This window comes from Bartonella sp. B1098 (assembly GCF_944896145.1).
Taxonomy (GTDB): domain Bacteria; phylum Pseudomonadota; class Alphaproteobacteria; order Rhizobiales; family Rhizobiaceae; genus Bartonella.
In genome coordinates this window covers 333,474-349,950 of the sequence record NZ_CALYLP010000002.1, presented here as the reverse complement: position 1 = coordinate 349,950, position 16,477 = coordinate 333,474, and the positions used below count along the sequence as shown (strand labels likewise).

General features: G+C 38.0%; 14 protein-coding genes. 10 read left to right on the top strand and 4 right to left on the bottom strand.

Features of this window, described 5'->3' with window-relative positions; genetic code table 11:
* Positions 1-47: 47 nt before the first annotated feature.
* Together NNJ85_RS01555 and NNJ85_RS01550 are read right to left on the bottom strand one after the other, a co-directional pair.
* The gene (locus NNJ85_RS01555) at positions 48-1,742 is read right to left on the bottom strand and encodes a tetratricopeptide repeat protein (protein ID WP_254473004.1); all 1,695 of its coding nucleotides are present in this window, start codon (positions 1,740-1,742) and stop codon (positions 48-50) included.
* Positions 1,743-1,835: 93 nt separating this feature from the next.
* Complete coding sequence (locus NNJ85_RS01550; protein WP_254473002.1) at positions 1,836-2,852, bottom strand: polyprenyl synthetase family protein; 1,017 nt, start codon at positions 2,850-2,852, stop codon at positions 1,836-1,838.
* A gap of 210 nt (positions 2,853-3,062) precedes the next feature.
* On the opposite strand from NNJ85_RS01550, the gene NNJ85_RS01545 reads away from it, so the two are divergent.
* The 7 genes from NNJ85_RS01545 to NNJ85_RS01515 all read left to right on the top strand — a co-directional run bounded on the left by NNJ85_RS01545 (position 3,063) and on the right by NNJ85_RS01515 (position 10,003).
* The gene (locus tag NNJ85_RS01545) at positions 3,063-3,851 is read left to right on the top strand and encodes a tRNA1(Val) (adenine(37)-N6)-methyltransferase (RefSeq protein ID WP_254473893.1); all 789 of its coding nucleotides are present in this window, start codon (positions 3,063-3,065) and stop codon (positions 3,849-3,851) included.
* A 190-nt stretch (positions 3,852-4,041) separates the two neighbouring features.
* Positions 4,042-4,887, top strand: coding sequence for a S49 family peptidase (locus NNJ85_RS01540; protein WP_254473000.1), 846 nt, complete (start codon positions 4,042-4,044; stop codon positions 4,885-4,887).
* Between the two features lie 243 nt (positions 4,888-5,130).
* Entirely contained in the window at positions 5,131-6,039 is a 909-nt protein-coding gene (locus tag NNJ85_RS01535; RefSeq protein ID WP_254472998.1) for a 4-(cytidine 5'-diphospho)-2-C-methyl-D-erythritol kinase, read from the top strand.
* 247 nt (positions 6,040-6,286) lie between these two features.
* Positions 6,287-6,961: a ribonuclease HII gene (locus NNJ85_RS01530; RefSeq protein ID WP_254472997.1), complete on the top strand. Its 675-nt coding sequence runs from the start codon at positions 6,287-6,289 to the stop codon at positions 6,959-6,961.
* Positions 6,958-7,920 (top strand): L-threonylcarbamoyladenylate synthase, encoded by a 963-nt coding sequence (locus NNJ85_RS01525; RefSeq protein ID WP_254472996.1) that lies wholly within the window; start codon positions 6,958-6,960, stop codon positions 7,918-7,920. Before NNJ85_RS01530 ends, NNJ85_RS01525 begins: the two co-directional genes overlap by 4 nt.
* Before the next feature lie 2 nt (positions 7,921-7,922).
* A complete protein-coding gene (locus tag NNJ85_RS01520; RefSeq protein ID WP_254472995.1) occupies positions 7,923-9,332 on the top strand; it encodes an FAD-binding oxidoreductase in 1,410 nt (469 codons plus the stop codon).
* 143 nt (positions 9,333-9,475) lie between these two features.
* The gene (locus NNJ85_RS01515) at positions 9,476-10,003 is read left to right on the top strand and encodes a DUF6101 family protein (RefSeq protein WP_254472994.1); all 528 of its coding nucleotides are present in this window, start codon (positions 9,476-9,478) and stop codon (positions 10,001-10,003) included.
* Between the two features lie 910 nt (positions 10,004-10,913).
* Here NNJ85_RS01515 and purD read toward each other — a convergent pair.
* Positions 10,914-12,188, bottom strand: coding sequence for a phosphoribosylamine--glycine ligase (purD, locus tag NNJ85_RS01510; RefSeq protein ID WP_254472993.1), 1,275 nt, complete (start codon positions 12,186-12,188; stop codon positions 10,914-10,916).
* Positions 12,189-12,278: 90 nt separating this feature from the next.
* Here purD and ubiA point away from each other — a divergent pair, with 90 nt between their 5' ends.
* Complete coding sequence (gene ubiA / locus NNJ85_RS01505; RefSeq protein ID WP_254472992.1) at positions 12,279-13,283, top strand: 4-hydroxybenzoate octaprenyltransferase; 1,005 nt, start codon at positions 12,279-12,281, stop codon at positions 13,281-13,283.
* A gap of 381 nt (positions 13,284-13,664) precedes the next feature.
* On the opposite strand, the gene pdxH is transcribed toward ubiA, so the two are convergent.
* Positions 13,665-14,288 (bottom strand): pyridoxamine 5'-phosphate oxidase, encoded by a 624-nt coding sequence (gene pdxH / locus NNJ85_RS01500; RefSeq protein ID WP_254472990.1) that lies wholly within the window; start codon positions 14,286-14,288, stop codon positions 13,665-13,667.
* A 316-nt stretch (positions 14,289-14,604) separates the two neighbouring features.
* Between pdxH and NNJ85_RS01495 the strand changes: the two genes are divergently transcribed.
* Complete coding sequence (locus tag NNJ85_RS01495) at positions 14,605-15,507, top strand: DnaJ C-terminal domain-containing protein (protein ID WP_254472988.1); 903 nt, start codon at positions 14,605-14,607, stop codon at positions 15,505-15,507.
* A gap of 127 nt (positions 15,508-15,634) precedes the next feature.
* On the top strand, positions 15,635-16,453 hold the full coding sequence (gene fabI, locus NNJ85_RS01490; RefSeq protein WP_254472987.1) for an enoyl-ACP reductase FabI: 819 nt from the start codon (positions 15,635-15,637) through the stop codon (positions 16,451-16,453).
* The last annotated feature ends 24 nt before the right edge of the window (positions 16,454-16,477 follow it).

The window sequence follows — 16,477 nt, the reverse complement described above, 5'->3', positions numbered from 1 at the left end:
CTAGTCTCTCTGTTTATTATTTTATGTGGTTTACGGTTAAGCATTGTTTATTGCAAACCAAATTTCAATTTTTCTTGAATTTGTTTAGAATTTTCTGGTTTTTCGTCAATTGCATGATTCCATTGAAATATTGCTTCACGTTTACGTCCAACTTTCCAATAAGCATCCCCTAAATGATCATTCAATGTTGGGTCCTCAGGTTGTAACCTGACAGCATTTTCCAATATTTGGACTGCTTTGTTGTATTCTTTTAGTTTATAATAAGCCCACCCTAAAGAATCAAGAATATGACTGTTGTGCGCTTGCAAAGAAGAAGCTTTTTGCAGCATGTGGAGTGATTCTTCAAGCTTCTCACCTCGTTCTACAAGCGAATAGGCTAAATAGTTTAGAACCTGCGGTTGGTTTGGAAAAAATTCAAGGGCTTTTCGCAAATCAATTTCTGCTTTCGCCCACTGTTTTAAACGTTCAAAAGCAATACCACGTTGATAAAAAAGTTTCCAATCGTCCTTCTGAAAGTTCTTTATCTGAGCAATAGCATAGTCTAGAGTTTGAGTAGCTTCAAGAAACTTATGATCCTGCATATAAAAAGCAACGAGCGTTATCAAAATGTTACGATCATTGGGAAATTTTTTATTTAACAATGTCAATAGTTTTATTGCTTCTTTATAATTGTTGTTATTGGCAAGAAGAAATGCAAGATGAATTTGTCCATCTTTATAATAAGGAGATTTAGGGGATAAAGCGCGATAAAGTTTGATGGCTTGATAAGGATCATCCAATTTAGCAGAAATATGTGCGAGCTGAAATAGCGTTGCGTCATTTTGAGGATATAAGGCGAAAGATAATTGTTTGAAAATACGTGCAATGTGTCCTGAATTTTTGTGGTTGAGAGCTGTTCCAAAATTATACAACACCTCGGCTGCTCCTTGTTGAGGTGTTTTAATCAATCTTTCTAAGAAAGTATTTTTTTCAATTTTTTCTCGAAAGTTTTTGAAAACCTCTCGAGCTGACAACATTTGTTCGCCATGCTGGATTGTCTGAAGAGCTTGTTTACGCATATTATGGCGCAATTGGAATGAAGCATAGGCTGTAATAATACGTTCATAAGTATTAGGAGCGATAAGAGTGCCCTGTTTGTTATTCAGTGCTTTAATAAAATATTTTTTTGCATCCTGTGGTCGTTCTGCAAGGTCGCTCATAAGTGCTAGATAATAAGATATAAAAAGCTCATACCAGACAGGACCTTTGAGCTTTTTAAGATCAGCAATTGCTTGAGATTTTTGTCCAGATCCAAATGTAATCCAAGCACCGATGAGTTCAGGTATTGGGTTATTGGCTATGGGAGGTTCTTTTAATTGTAGAAGAAGCTTGGCATTCTTATAGTCTTTTTTAATGAGACTTTCTATTGACAACGTTAAGGAAACAAAGGGAGTTATAACATCTTGCTCTTTGAGTTTTTTAGCTTGTTGCACAGCTTCTTTAAAGTCTCCGACTGAGAGCATAGCTTCAAGGAGCTCTTTTTGTGTTTCAATGTTATCAGGTTGATAAACAAGTGCCTGTTTAAAATAATTGATCGCAAGATCTGTTTTGTTTTCATGATTTGCAACCCTTCCAGCTAAATAAGCACCTGTAAATGAACTTGTGTGAGTCGCCGTGCTTATTTTACTGTAGGTAGGGGATGGCATCAGCATGATGCCCACCATAAAGAGGGTAAAAAGTCGGGATATCGTTGCAGAGCACATGGAGCTAATCCTTTTCAAGATAATCAATCGATTGTGTCGTTTATAAATCATATCTCATTACTTTTTAAGAAATACTGCGATTCTTACAAAGAATCAGTTTACGCGGGCAATGCAAAACTCAGCAGTTTCAACGAGAGCATTGTAAGCAAGATTTTCATGCATGGGAATAAGAGCATTAATTGCTTGTTTTCCATAGATGCGTGCTTGTTCTATGGTATCTGTGACACTATTATACTTCTCCATTAAGTGTTGCGCGTGTGCAAAGGCTTCGTCATTGCTATTGCCTTCTTCAAGCGCTTCTTTCCAGAAAGCTTTTTCACCCATATTCCCACGCTCATATGCGAGAATCACAGGCATTGTAATCTTTCCTTCCCTAAAGTCGTCTCCTATATTTTTTCCTAAGTTTTGAGCACTACCGCTATAGTCAAGCGCATCATCAATCAATTGGAAAGCCAATCCTAAAGATGTTCCATAATCACGTAATGCAGAACGCTCTTTATTTCCATAACCAGCAACAATGGGGCCTACTTCAGCAGCTGCCGAAAAAAGTGCCGCTGTTTTTGCATTGATGATTTTCAGATAGTCTGCAGGGCTGGTTTTGATATTTTTTGCGGCAGAAAGTTGCATAACTTCTCCTTCAGCAATAATTGCAGCAGCGTTTGCTAAGACAGAGAGCGCTTCTATAGAGCCAACATCAACCATCATTTTAAAAGCTTGTCCTAATAGGAAATCTCCAACAAGGACACTTGCTTGATTTCCCCAAATCATTCGTGCTGTAGATTTTCCGCGTCGTAAATCACTTTCATCAATCACATCATCGTGTAACAAAGTCGCTGTATGCATAAACTCAACGGCTGTTGCAAGTCTTATATGCCCGTCATGTTGATAGCCGAACATATGAGCAGCAGCTAATGTGATCATTGGACGTAATCGCTTTCCACCTGATGAAATAAGATGGTTAGAAATTTCAGGGATCATCTCAACTTCTGATGTTGCCATAGAGAAAATAAATTGATTGACGCGCTCCATATCTTGTTGCGTAAGGCGAATGAGAGATTGAAGAGAAATTTGATTATTTCTTATTTGTTCTTGTTTGATAACGGCACTCAATATGTTGACTCCTAGAGTGTTGCAATGGACATATATAAATTTTATTTATTCGCTAGCATAAAGGGGGTTTTGTTTTGACTCAAGCTTTTGATGGTGCTTTGAAGTGTAAGCTTGGAATGATATGGGTAAGAAATGTTTTTTAACGCGTGTAATGTTGTTCTAAGGACCAAAGGGTTGTTGATAAAGGTGAACATTAGGCTTTTAAATGGAATGGATAAAACAACGAATCAGAGTGATGAAACAATAGACAGTTTTCATCGCGGGAAATTTTATTTGGTTCAACCCCATAAACATGGTCATCGTTCTGGAATGGATGCTATGTTATTAGCCAGTTTGGTTCCCACTGATTTAAAGGGCAAGGTTGTTGATTTAGGGGCGGGGGCTGGAGCAGCAGGGTTGGCTGTTGCTTCGCGTTGTCCGCAAGTTCATGTTACATTAGTTGAGCGCTCATCTTTTATGACATCTTATGCACAAAAAACACTTACGCTAAAGCAAAATGAAAAATTTTCTGAGCGAGTTTGTTTGTTAAAAGCAGATGTGACCCTCACAGGGAGTGCTCGTATAAAAGCAGGTTTGATAGATAATAGCTTTGATTTTGCCATTATGAATCCACCTTTTAATAATCCTATGGATCGCAAGACACCTGATAAACAAAAATCTGAAGCACATGTTATGCCTGAAGCGATGTTTGATAACTGGCTACGCAGTGCAGCAGCTATCGTTAAGCCAGGTGGATATTTAGGGCTCATTGCGCGTCCACAATCACTAACGGATATCTTGCATGCTTTAGAAGGTCGCTTTGGTGGTATCTGTATCATTCCCATTCATGCGCGTGCATCAACTCCGGCAATTCGTCTTTTATTTTACGCAAAACGGGGAAGCAGAGCAGCTTTATCGATTTTACCAGCGTTGGTTATACATGAAGATGAAGAGCATGCATTTTCATCACGGGTTGATGCAATCAATAATGGATGTATAAGTTTGTGGGAACTTTTGTAATGGTCTCTTGTGTTTTTCAGTTTATTATTTAAAGTCTAAACTTTATTATTAAGGAGACTTAATCTTTGGGTGAAATTATATTTCTAGTTGTCATGTGGGGATTGATTGGCGCTTTTGGATGGTATTACGTTCTTCCTTTTTTGTGTCCTTGCTTATTTAATTGTTCTTAAATTAAGGAGATTTTGTTTTGATGGATATTTTAAAAAATCTTATTCCACGCCGTTTTTCTTCCAATAAATTTGAAGTTCCTGTTGTTCGCCTTAAAGGGGCAATTATGGATTCATCGTCTATATCTCGTACGCTTTCTCTCAGTAGATGTGCCAATCTTTTAGAAAAGGCTTTTGCGTACAAAAAAGCACCAGCTGTTGCAATTGTTATTAATTCTCCTGGTGGCTCTCCAGTGCAATCACGTTTTATTTTCAAGCGTATCCGCGATTTAGCAGAAGAAAACAATAAAAAAGTTCTTGTGTTTATTGAAGATATCGCAGCATCTGGTGGTTATATGATTGCTTGTGCGGGAGATGAAATTTTTGCAGATCCTTCTTCGATTGTTGGTTCCATTGGGGTGGTTTCAGCTTCCTTTGGTTTTCCGGAACTTTTGAAGAAAATTGGTGTGGAACGTCGCGTTTACACAGCAGGAAAGAACAAGGTTACACTAGATCCATTTCAGCCTGAAAAAAAAGCTGATATTGAGCATTTGAAATCTCTCCAACTTGAAGTTCATCAAACTTTTATTGATTTGGTAAAAGAACGGCGTGCAGCGAAGTTATCAAGTGATCCAGATATTTTTACAGGAATGTTTTGGAGTGGAAAGAAAGGCGTGGAACTTGGTCTGGTTGACGGGTTGAATGATGTGCGTTCTGTTATTAAGGAACGCTTTGGTAATGATGCAAAAATTCGACTTATTACGCCTCCAAAAAGTTTTTTAGGACTTAAAACGCCCTCAGGAGTGACTGCTCATGCAGTTTATACGGTCGTTGACAGTGCTTTGATGGCCGCAGAAGAGCGGGCACTTTGGCAGCGTTATGGTTTGTGATAAAAAGGAACATTCAAGCGAAAGGGATTTTTATCTAAAAAACAGATGTTAGAAGAAAAAAGGCTTGAAATGATACGAATGAGAACATGTCGTTTATTTTGTATGAGAGTTCTTCATAATATTTATTGTTTGTTTAGAAAAAAAATTAATAATATTTAGAACGGTTTATAGGGCTAATGGTAAAAGTGTGAATAAAAGGGGGATAGTTGTAAAAGAACCCTATAAAAGTGAATATTACGTCATATGACATCGGATGTACAAGTTTCATTCCAAAGACATTCTTATGTGTTTACACCCATTAAATTGAATTTAGCTCTGCATGTTGTAGGGCAACGTGCTGATGGTTATCATTTAATAGAAAGTTTGGTTTATTTTAGTCTTAGCGGTGATTATCTACACTATGCGCCTTGTGAAAGTGACCAGTTTATTTTAACGGGACCGTTTGCAAAAGAACTTGTATCTTATTCAGATAATTTGGTTATTCGCGCACAGAACTTTATGCGTAAGACTTTCCCTGAAAGGGCTCAACCTGCTTTTTTTCGCCTTGTAAAAACACTTCCGATTGCTTCAGGTATTGGTGGTGGCTCAGGTGATGCTGCAGGGGTTATCAGCATATTGCGTCAACAATGGAATCTGGATTGCTCTTGTGAAAAATTAGCAAAAATGAGTTTAGTTCTTGGTGCTGATGTTCCTATGTGCCTTTTTGCATTGGAATATCAGCAGCCACTTTTAGTTAAAGGGATTGGCCAAGAGATTATACGACTAAAGGAAGCTTGTTCTCTTGCAATAGTATTGGTTAATCATGGACAAGAAATTTCAACACAAGCTGTTTTTAAAGCGTTAGACAAGCGCCATCATTCTTCTTTAAAAATTGATCCAGCCGCTTTAAAGAGCGTTGATTCATTGGTTGAAGCTTTACAAGAAACGCGTAATGATCTTTTTGCACCTGCTTTAAAAATGGCATCTCAATTAACACAAGTGTTATCTATATTAGATGAATGTGGCTCTCTTTTTTCTCGTATGTCTGGAACGGGAGCAACTTGTTTTGGCATTTTTAAAGATCAGCAAGCTGCTCAACAGGCAGCTCTTTTTATCAAGTTAATGCACCCAAATTGGTTTGTAAAACCGATCATGACTTTGGGAACGATTTGAGAAATAAAAACTTCTATTTTGCCCTAATTCTATTATACATAATGAAGAGAGGATTAAAAAAATCTATTTTTTGTTTTTTGGATAAAATAAATACATACTAGAATAAGCTTTTAGAAGAGAAAATGGACGGTAGGATATTCTTTCATTTCACATTTTATTTCTATCTTTTGTGCAAGAATTCATGCAATGTTTGAAGAGCTATTTAAAACTGTAATGCTTGCAAAAAATAAGCAGGTTGCAGAAATAGATGGGTGTTTGTTGTATTTGTGATTTATCAAAGATGTTTAATTTGCCGCTTCAGCCAAACTTTTCATATGAATTGGATTTGCAAAACCAAGGTTTTTTGCATATAGCAGGGGTTGATGAAGTGGGACGGGGACCTCTTGCTGGGCCTGTAGTAACAGCGGCAGTCATCTTGGATAAAAATCATATTCCTGATGGGTTAAATGATTCAAAAAAGCTTTCTTTCCTTCAACGCAGTAAACTTTATCATGAAATTTTGCAAAGTGCATTAGCGTTTTCAGTCTCTAGTCTTTGCGCCCGTACAATTGATCAGTCTAATATTAGAAAAGCAACTTTGGAAGCAATGCGTCGCTGTATTACGGGATTAGCTGTTCCAGTTCATTATATCCTTGTTGATGGACGTGATATTCCCTCTCAGCTGCCCTGTCCCGCAACGGCATTAATTAAGGGTGATCAGCGTTCGGTTTCAATTGCAGCCGCATCTATTATTGCGAAAGTAACGCGTGATCGGATGATGGAATGTGCTGGACAAGTTTATAAAGGGTATGGTTTTGAGAAGCATGTAGGGTATGCAACGCTAGCCCATCGTACAGTTCTTGATAAAAAGGGGCCAATTGTAGGATTACATCGTTATAGTTTTGCGCCACTCAAAGAGCGTTATAGGAATGATGTGTCATGACGATTCGACCACTTAATAGCGTTTCGATAAAAGAAGCAATAGCGCTCCTTGAACAAGGAAAGTTAGTAGCGGTACCAACGGAAACTGTTTATGGATTAGCGGGCGATGCAACCAATGGAAGGGCACTCTCTTCTATTTTTTCTACAAAAAAGCGTCCGCAATTTAACCCTCTTATTGCGCATGTCAACGGTATCGAAATGGCGGAGCGCTATGTTGAAATTGATTTTCTTTCACGCCAACTCATGGAAGCCCTTTGGCCTGGACCTTTGACATTGGTTTTACCCTTAAAAGCACAACATGATATCCATCCTTTAACGACTGCCGGTTTGAATACATTAGCTATTCGTTTTCCAGACAGTCGTTTTGCGGAAATTGTACAATATTTTGGCCGTCCACTTGCGGCTCCTAGTGCGAATCAATCGGGGCGTCTTAGTCCTACTTCGGCTGAGGCTGTTTTTGCATCTTTGGGAGAATCTGTTCCTTTGATATTGGATGGAGGACCAACTAGAATAGGGCTTGAATCAACAATTATTAAGATTTGTGGTGAAAATATTTATCTTTTGCGTCCAGGGGGGCTTGCGGCTGATAAAATTGAAGAAATTGTAGGAAAGTCGCTAAAGCGGATAGATCAAAGGGCAGCGATTGAAGCTCCAGGGATGTTAAAGTCACATTATGCTCCCAATGCTGCGATTCGTTTGAATGTAGAAAAGGTGGAAAATGGTGAAGCGCTTTTAGCATTTGGTTCAAAGCGCGTTATGGGGGCTGAAAATGCCGTTTTTAGTTTAAACCTTAGCGAGGAAGGAAAGTTGGAAGAGGCAGCCTCTCATTTATTTCAATACATGAAGGAATTGGATTCATTTAAAGTGAAATGTATTGCCGTAGAACCTATTCCATCATATGGATTAGGGGAGGCTATCAATGATCGTCTTATACGGGCTGCAGCTCCAAGGGAGAAATGAACATGGAGCAGGAATTAATTGAGAGGTTTAGAGAGATTGTTGGGGCTAAGTATGCTATAACAGATCAGGCATTGATTGCACCATATTTGCTTGAAGAGCGAGGGCTTTTTCATGGCAAAACGCCCTTACTTTTACGTCCATCTTCACCGCAAGAAATTTCATTGATCATGCAGTTAGCGAGCCAAACACGCACACCAATCGTACCTCAAGGTGGAAACACAGGGCTTGTGGGGGGGCAACAACCAGATGAAAGAGGGGAGAGCGTTCTTTTATCCATGGAGCGGTTAAATAAGATGAGAGCGATAAATCTTGAGGGGAATTTTGTTGTTGTAGAAGCTGGTGTTATTTTACGGGATTTACAAAAAAAAGTAGATGAATCAGGTCGTTTTTTTCCTCTTTCTTTGGCATCTGAAGGTTCTTGCCAAATAGGGGGAAATCTTTCATCGAATGCTGGAGGGACGGCTGTTTTAGCCTATGGCAATATGCGTGATCTTTGCCTTGGTTTAGAAGTTGTTTTACCGGATGGTCGTCTTTTGGATGATTTGCGCTTTGTTAAAAAAGACAATAGCGGGTATGATTTGAAAAATCTTTTTATTGGTGCGGAAGGTACATTAGGCGTTATAACTGCAGCCGTTTTGAAGATTTTTCCAAAAATAAAAGGAAAAGCCGTTGCTTTGGTGGGGTTACATAGTCCAGAAAAGGCTCTTGAGTTTTTATCTCTGACTCAAGAATATGGAGGAGGGATGGTGACGGGCTTTGAGCTCATGGGAAATTTCAGTTTGCAAATGGCTTTAGATTATAAGATGTGTGTGACGTCTCTTTTTGAGCAGAAACATGGATGGTATGTATTAATGAACATTTCATCGTTGCAAGGCAATGATGAAGCATTGTCTGTGTTGAGTATTATTTTAGAAAAAGCCTTAAAGAGGGCGGTGATAGAAGATGCAATTGTTGCGCAATCTTTAAAACAACAAGATTTTTTCTGGCAATTGCGTGAAGCTATATCACCAGCACAGAAGTTAGCGGGAGGATCGATTAAGCATGATATTGCAGTACCACTTGCTTCCATTCCTGATTTTATTTCTAAGGCAGCACTTATTGTTGAAGATATTGCTCCAGGGGCAAGGGTGGTTTGTTTTGGACATATGGGAGATGGAAATTTGCATTATAATGTTACACAACCGATAGGCGCTGATACGACAGCATTTTTGCAGTTATGGTCAAAAATGAATCATCGCATTCATAGGTTAGTGATGGACTATCAAGGTGCATTTTCTGCTGAGCATGGAATTGGTCAGCTTAAGCGCGAAGAACTTCGTTCTTTTAAATTGCCTGTTGCATTGGATATTATGCGAGGAATAAAAAAAACACTCGATCCTTTAGGAATCATGAATCCTGGAAAAGTATTATAATTCAAGAATGCTGATCTATATTTTTGTTTAGGTTTTAATAACCAAAAAAGAAACAAGTTGTTTTTTATTCAAACTTTTAATAATCCAATGAGGAAAAGTTGCTAAAAGGTGTATGTTATTTAAGATAAATTGGGACACTGTATATGGCTAATCAATGCTTTAATCAGGCAAAAGCGGTGCTTGAATTTCGGTTGGATCCGTGCCATTTGCCACAAACGACGATATATTTTTCATCCAAAACAGGTAATAAGGTCATTTGTTCATTAAATGAGCGCGGTGTTTTTTTTAAAATGGATAAACCGTCAAGCTTATCACATTTAGTCCCCCCTTATCATTTCAAAGGAATTGCAGCACGTACTGTAAAAACACGTTCAGGAGAAAGAGCTGTTGCATTAGAGTTACTTCATGCAGATGAAGAATCTTGTATTCCACTTTTGGTTTCTAGAGATTTGAATAATGTTCTTCTGGATTGGCGATTATGGGCGGATACTTATGGTCTTCCCATGCTTATGATTGATGAAGATAATCGCATTGTGGTTGTAAAAGATCGTTCTGATTTACATCGATTTTTTTGTACAACGCCGCATTCTAAACAAAAACGTTTTTTACTTCGTTATAGCAATCCGTTAGGTTTGCGTTTGATAATTGCAAATAGAATTGCACTTCAGTAACATTCATGTGCATTCATTTTTATGCGACTATAAGCATCGATCTTATTGGGATGTAAATGCGGTTCTTTAGTGCGGTGATAGAAGATATGCGAGCTGCACACATGCGGTGTTTTAGGGGACAAGGTGAATATTCTTAAGTTTGTTTATCGAGCCTTACACCAGTAAAGCACATAAGTGGGCAGACAAGGGGAACCAACTCAATAAGAAATCTGACTGTTTAGAGATCGATTCTGGCAGGAGTTTTCGTTTTTTAAGGCAAAGAGGAAGCCAAGAATTGTAAATAAGAGTTTTTTTGACAATACATATTGGTAGCAGGGATAATTATATTCAATGTTTTTTGTTGATGATGTAATTTTTGGTTTTGCTATATCGTTAAAGAATACGCAGATTACTGAGAGTGTCTCTTTACTTTCTTTTTTATAAAGCAAGTTATTGATTTATAAAATAATGATCATTTTGTCATAGTGAATGAGAGTGACGAATATAATATTCTCATTTCATTTTTTTCTAATCAAAATCATTGTCTTGCAGGTCACCAGGAAGAGATGCTCATGTGGTTGAAGATCATAAAAAAGAGCAAAAACTCTTTGATAAATTTTCTAGATAACAAAGGTTATGGGTAAGATTAGGTGTTTGATACAACGGTGGTATCGGTTCTGCCTTTATTCAATAAAGATGGTGGAATCAATTTATACTCTCCACGGTTAATATTGTGAAATAGGTCAAAGAGCATGAGGAATATTGCTTTGTGCACAAATAACATGAAGTGCGTTCTTTTTCGGTATTTTATTTTTTAAGGAAAATAGACTCGTTTTTTCCAAAGTTATAAACAACCCAAAACAAATAAGAAAATTAGCGTATCATGCTGTTAGGTGAAAGAATCAAATCGTAACAAAGAATACCAAAAAGTTTAGTTTTCTCGCGCAATGGCGCGCCATCCAATGTCACGACGAAAAAAGCCTTCTGGCCAATCAATACAATCAATCGCTTCATAAGCACGGTTTTGTGCGTTCGTAATGGTTTTTCCTGTTGCTGTTATATTGAGAACACGTCCACCATTTGCAATAAGTTTTCCATTGCGCAATGCGGTACCAGCGTGAAAAACTTTCACATCGGGAAGAGTGTTTACTTTATCAACGTTACGGATAACAGTTCCTTTTTGGGGAGAGCCTGGATAACCATTCGCAGCCATAACAACGGTGAGAGCAACTTTTTCAGACCACTGAAGAGGTTTATTTTCAAGATTTCCTTGAGCTGCAGCAAGAAAAATCGGCAGAATATCGTCTTTGAGGCGCATCATTAAAACTTGACATTCAGGATCACCGAATCGTACGTTAAATTCAATGAGTTCGGGTCCCTTTTGCGTTATCATCAATCCAACGAAGAGAATGCCTTTAAAGGGGATGCCCATTTCATGCATGCTTTTTAAAGCGGGTTCAACAATTTTTTTGAGGGTATGATTCACCATTTCTTTGGTCATGATGGGCGCTGGTGAATAAGCCCCCATACCACCGGTATTTGCTCCAGTATCGCCATCACCCACACGTTTATGATCTTGAGCAGATCCAAAGGGAAGGGCAATTTTACCATCACAAAGACAAAAGAAGCTTGCTTCTTCACCTTCAAGAAAAGATTCGATAACAATTTTGTTTTCTACATCGCAGGAGGCACTTCTGAAGCAGGCATCAACGGCATTCAATGCTTCTTCTATTGTTGTTGCGACCACAACACCTTTGCCAGCTGCTAAGCCATCCGCTTTAATGACAATGGGAACACCTTGTTGATGAATGTAAGCTTTGGCTTTAGCTGCATCATTAAAGCATTGGTAACTTGCTGTAGGAATGTTATTCTTACGACATAAATCTTTTGTAAAAGCTTTTGAACCTTCTAGTTGAGCAGCTTTTTGAGTCGGACCAAATACACAGATGTTGGCGCTATTAAGAGAGTCAGTTATACCTGCAACCAATGGTGCTTCTGGTCCTACAATCACAAGATCAATAGAATGTGCTTTACAAAAATCAATAACAAGGGGGTGGTTATCAATGTCTAAATTAATATTTTCACCAAATTCTGCTGTTGCAGGATTGCCAGGAGCACAATATAATTTTTTGAGCAGTGGTGATGCTGCTATTTTCCATGCTAAAGCATGTTCTCGCCCACCTGAGCCAATAAGAAGAATATTCATTGCTTGCTCCTCTCATAAAAGATGATTAATCTCATCCTCTTCTCATAAGAATGAAATGTCTCTATCGCAAGACTAAAGGTAAATCATTTGATGAAAAAAAATAAAAATATTCCTCATGTTCAGTCCTATGATAGTCAAGGACGGGTTATGGATGCCTCTGCCAAACAATGGGTCTATAATTTTCTTCCCTGTTCTTTATGGTTTTATGCGCAATTGGCGCGTTGGGATCGGCCGATCGGATGGCAATTGTTGATGTGGCCTTGTTTTTGGTCAACAACAATGGCTTTTCTCTCTTATGACATGCGTTATGAGCCTCTTTTACCAATGCTTCTTCATTGGATTTGGTACCTTTTTCTTTTTTTTCTAGGATCCATCGCTATGCGAGGGGCAGGATGTACTTGGAATGATCTTATTGACCATAAAATTGATTCTCAGGTCGAGAGAACACGTTCTCGCCCATTACCGACAGGTCATGTGAGTCGGTTTCAAGCAAAAGTTTTTATACTTGTGCAATGTTTGGTTGGTTTAGGTGTTTTATCACAATTTAATAGGTTTAGTTTTTTTCTGGGCATTTCGTCTTTAATAGCTGTTGCATTTTATCCTTTTATGAAACGCGTAACCTATTGGCCACAGTTTTTTTTAGGTATTGCATTTAATTGGGGAGCACTAATGGGGTGGGCCGTTGTGTTTGGAAGTTTAAGCTGGGCACCAATTTTACTTTATGTTGGATCAATCTTGTGGACCATAGGATACGATACCATCTACGCACATCAAGATAAAGAAGATGACGCTACTGTGGGGATCGGTTCTACGGCGCTTCTCTTTGGCAAAGGAACTAAGCGTGCTTTAGTCTTTTTGTATGGTGGTTTTGTCATATTCGTGAGTTTAGCATTTTATTTGGCTAAAGTCCCTCTATTGAGTTTTTTTGGAATTTTTTTAGCAAGCATCCATATGTTGTTTCAAATTAAAGTCATTGATATCGATGACAGTGCACAATGTCTTAAGCTTTTCAAATCTAATTCGCTTATTGGTTTTGTAATTTTTACTGGTTTAGTCTGTGGTGGTTTATGGATGATATTTTATCCTGCAGTTTAACAACACGTTAGATAAAATCATATGTTCTGTGATGATGGGAAGAGGAATAAACAACTTTTTAATTGAAAGTGCACTTTTTATGTATTCATTAGAAACAACATCGGTACGACTATTTTATGATACTAGGCTTCCTTTGAATATCACTGCTTCCCTTATCAGAAGTTCAAAAGTAAAAGCATCATTTTGCTGAAGACAGCATTTTCTCTTCAAGAAGCTTATAGCTAACCTAGTTTCAAGCGATGAAGAACATTATCAACCAACGTTTATAGAAAAATAAAATTCTTCTTGAAATGAAATAAATCACCTCTTTTTAGAATTTAGCAAATAGAAAGTCATCATTTAACTGTGAAAAAAAACTTTGTAACGATGAAGCTTGAAGGATTAAGGGTAAAGTTTTTGTCTTTTCCAATTGTTGTGTTTAACACAATCGCGGGTAAAAAGTAGACGATCATGTAAACGAAATGGGCGATCACACCAGAATTCTATAGAAAGTGGTTTAACACGAAACCCAGACCAATAAGGTGGTCGTGGAATATTGCCTAGAGCATAACGCGCAGTATATTGAGCAATGGCTTTTTCGAGGACAAAACGATTTTCTAAAGGTTGAGATTGTTTTGATGCCCATGCACCAATTCGACTCCCACGGGGGCGCGATTGGAAATAAGCATCGGCTTCCTGCTGAGTTACTTTTTCAACAATTCCTCTTATTCTGACCTGACGACGAAGCGATTTCCAATGAAACCCTAAGGATGCTTTCATTGATTTTAAAATTTCTTTTCCCTTTTGGCTTTCATAATTGGTATAGAAGATGAAGCCTTGAGGACTATAGTCTTTGAGGAGAACCATTCGAACATTAGGGAGACCTGTTTCGTCAACTGTTGCGAGTGCCATAGCATTTGGATCATTTATTTCGCTTATCGTTGCCTCTTCAAGCCACTTTGCAAAAAGTTCAAAAGGTTTTTGCATGTGCATAAAATGATCGTCTATTGGTATTTTATCACTCATAGTGTCTCCAAATGGCAGTGATCATGGACATTTTCTCATTTACTTTTTCATCAAAAAGTAAAGTACCATTTTTTCTTATTTTCAAAAAGCCAATGCTTTCATATATTTTTATGGTGTTTCGTTATTTTTGTCTTTAGCATAGAAGACAATGAGCTATATTAAATAAATATCTCATTTTATCTGGTATTTTACTTTCTTGATAGACATATAAAGAAAAGAAGAAATTATCTCTAGAATAAACAGATGAAGCTATGAGGAATATTGAGCAACATATCCGTTGATATTTTGAAAACGAAAAAATTGAAAAGAGGGCAATATGCGTGATCCCTACACGATTCTGGGTGTGGCACGTACCGCAAAACCGCAAGAGATTAAATCAGCATTTAGAAGATTAGCAAAGAAGTATCATCCAGACCACAATAAAGATGATGCAAAGGCTAAAGAAAAGTTTGCTGAAATTAATCAAGCTTATGAGATTATAGGTGATAAAGATAAAAAGGCACAATTTGACCACGGTGAAATTGATATGGAAGGCAAACCACTTTATCAAGCCTATGGTGCTGGTGAAAATTTTAGCAATAAACAAAATCCTTTTTCAGGAAGAACAAAAGGATTTGACTTTTCCTCTTCAGGGGGGGCGGGTTTTGATGCGAGTGATATTTTTCGCGATCTGTTTGGAGGAGCTGGTAGCTTCTCGAATTCCACACACTATAATCGCCCTCAACAAGGAGCCCATATTCGCGCTAATCTTACCATAACATTAGAGCAGATGCTTGGTGCAGAAAAAGTGGAAGCTGTTTTTCCTCATGGAAAAAAGTTAAAAATTAAACTTCCAGATTATATTGAAGATGGGCAAACTATTCGTTTAAAAGGTCAGGGAGAAGAGGTGCCTCATGGTCAAGCAGGAGATGCGTTGATAACCATTCAAATTCAAAAACATCCTCGTTTTCGGGTTGAAGGAAGGACGCTCCATCTTGATTTACCCGTTTCTCTTAAACATGCTGTTTTGGGAGCAAAAGAAGAAGTTGAGACATTGGAAGGACGTGTGGTCTTAACGATACCTGCTTGGTCAAGTTCTGATCGCGTTTTGCGGTTGAAAGGAAAAGGGCTTCGTTTGAAAAATGGTACAAGAGATGATCTTTATGTGCATGTTCGTGTTATGTTGCCGGAAGGTGGAAATGCTGCGCTAGAACAGTTTTTGCAAACGCAAAAGGATTAATTTTTAAAATTTTTATATATACAGTGTAGTTTTTGTTTGATTTTAAACCAATTACTTGAAGAAAAAGTTGACCTGTGTCATAGGCAGATAAATAATATTAATTTTAAGTAACAATGGGGCAGTGCTGATGGCTAAGGGTAATGGTTTATTGTATGGTAAGCGTGGTTTAATCTTGGGGTTGGCTAATAATCGCTCCATCGCTTGGGGAATTGCTAAAGCGGCGAGTGCTGCAGGAGCAGAGCTTGCTTTCACCTATCAGGGTGAAGCAATGAAAAAGCGTGTTGAGCCTTTGGCTGAAGAATTAAAGGGGTTTGTTTGTGGACATTGTGATGTTTCTGACAGCGCCTCTATTGATATGGTCTTTAAAGCTATAGAGAAGAAATGGGGCAGACTTGATTTTTTAGTTCATGCTATTGGTTTTTCTGATAAAGATGAATTAAGTGGTCGTTATATTGATATCAGCGAATCAAATTTTATGATGACCATGAATATTTCTGTTTATTCGCTAACAGCTCTAGCAAAACGTGCAGAAAAGTTAATGCGAGACGGTGGTTCAATCTTAACACTAACCTATTATGGGGCAGAAAAGGTTGTTCCCAATTATAATGCCATGGGTGTTGCCAAAGCAGCTCTTGAGGCGAGCGTGAAATATTTAGCGGTAGATTTAGGTCCCCAAAAGATTCGTGTTAATGCAATATCTGCTGGACCCATTAAAACGTTAGCGGCTTCAGGTATTGGTGATTTCCGTTATATTCTAAAATGGAATGAATATAATGCGCCCTTACGTCGTACGGTATCCATTGAAGAGGTGGGTGATTCTGCCCTTTATTTTCTTTCGGATTTGTCTCGTTCTGTTACCGGTGAAGTTCATCATGTCGATTCAGGTTATAATATCATCGGTATGAAAGCCGTTGATGCTCCAGATATTTCCGTCGTTAAAGAATAAGTTTGGTTTATAGGATTTATATTG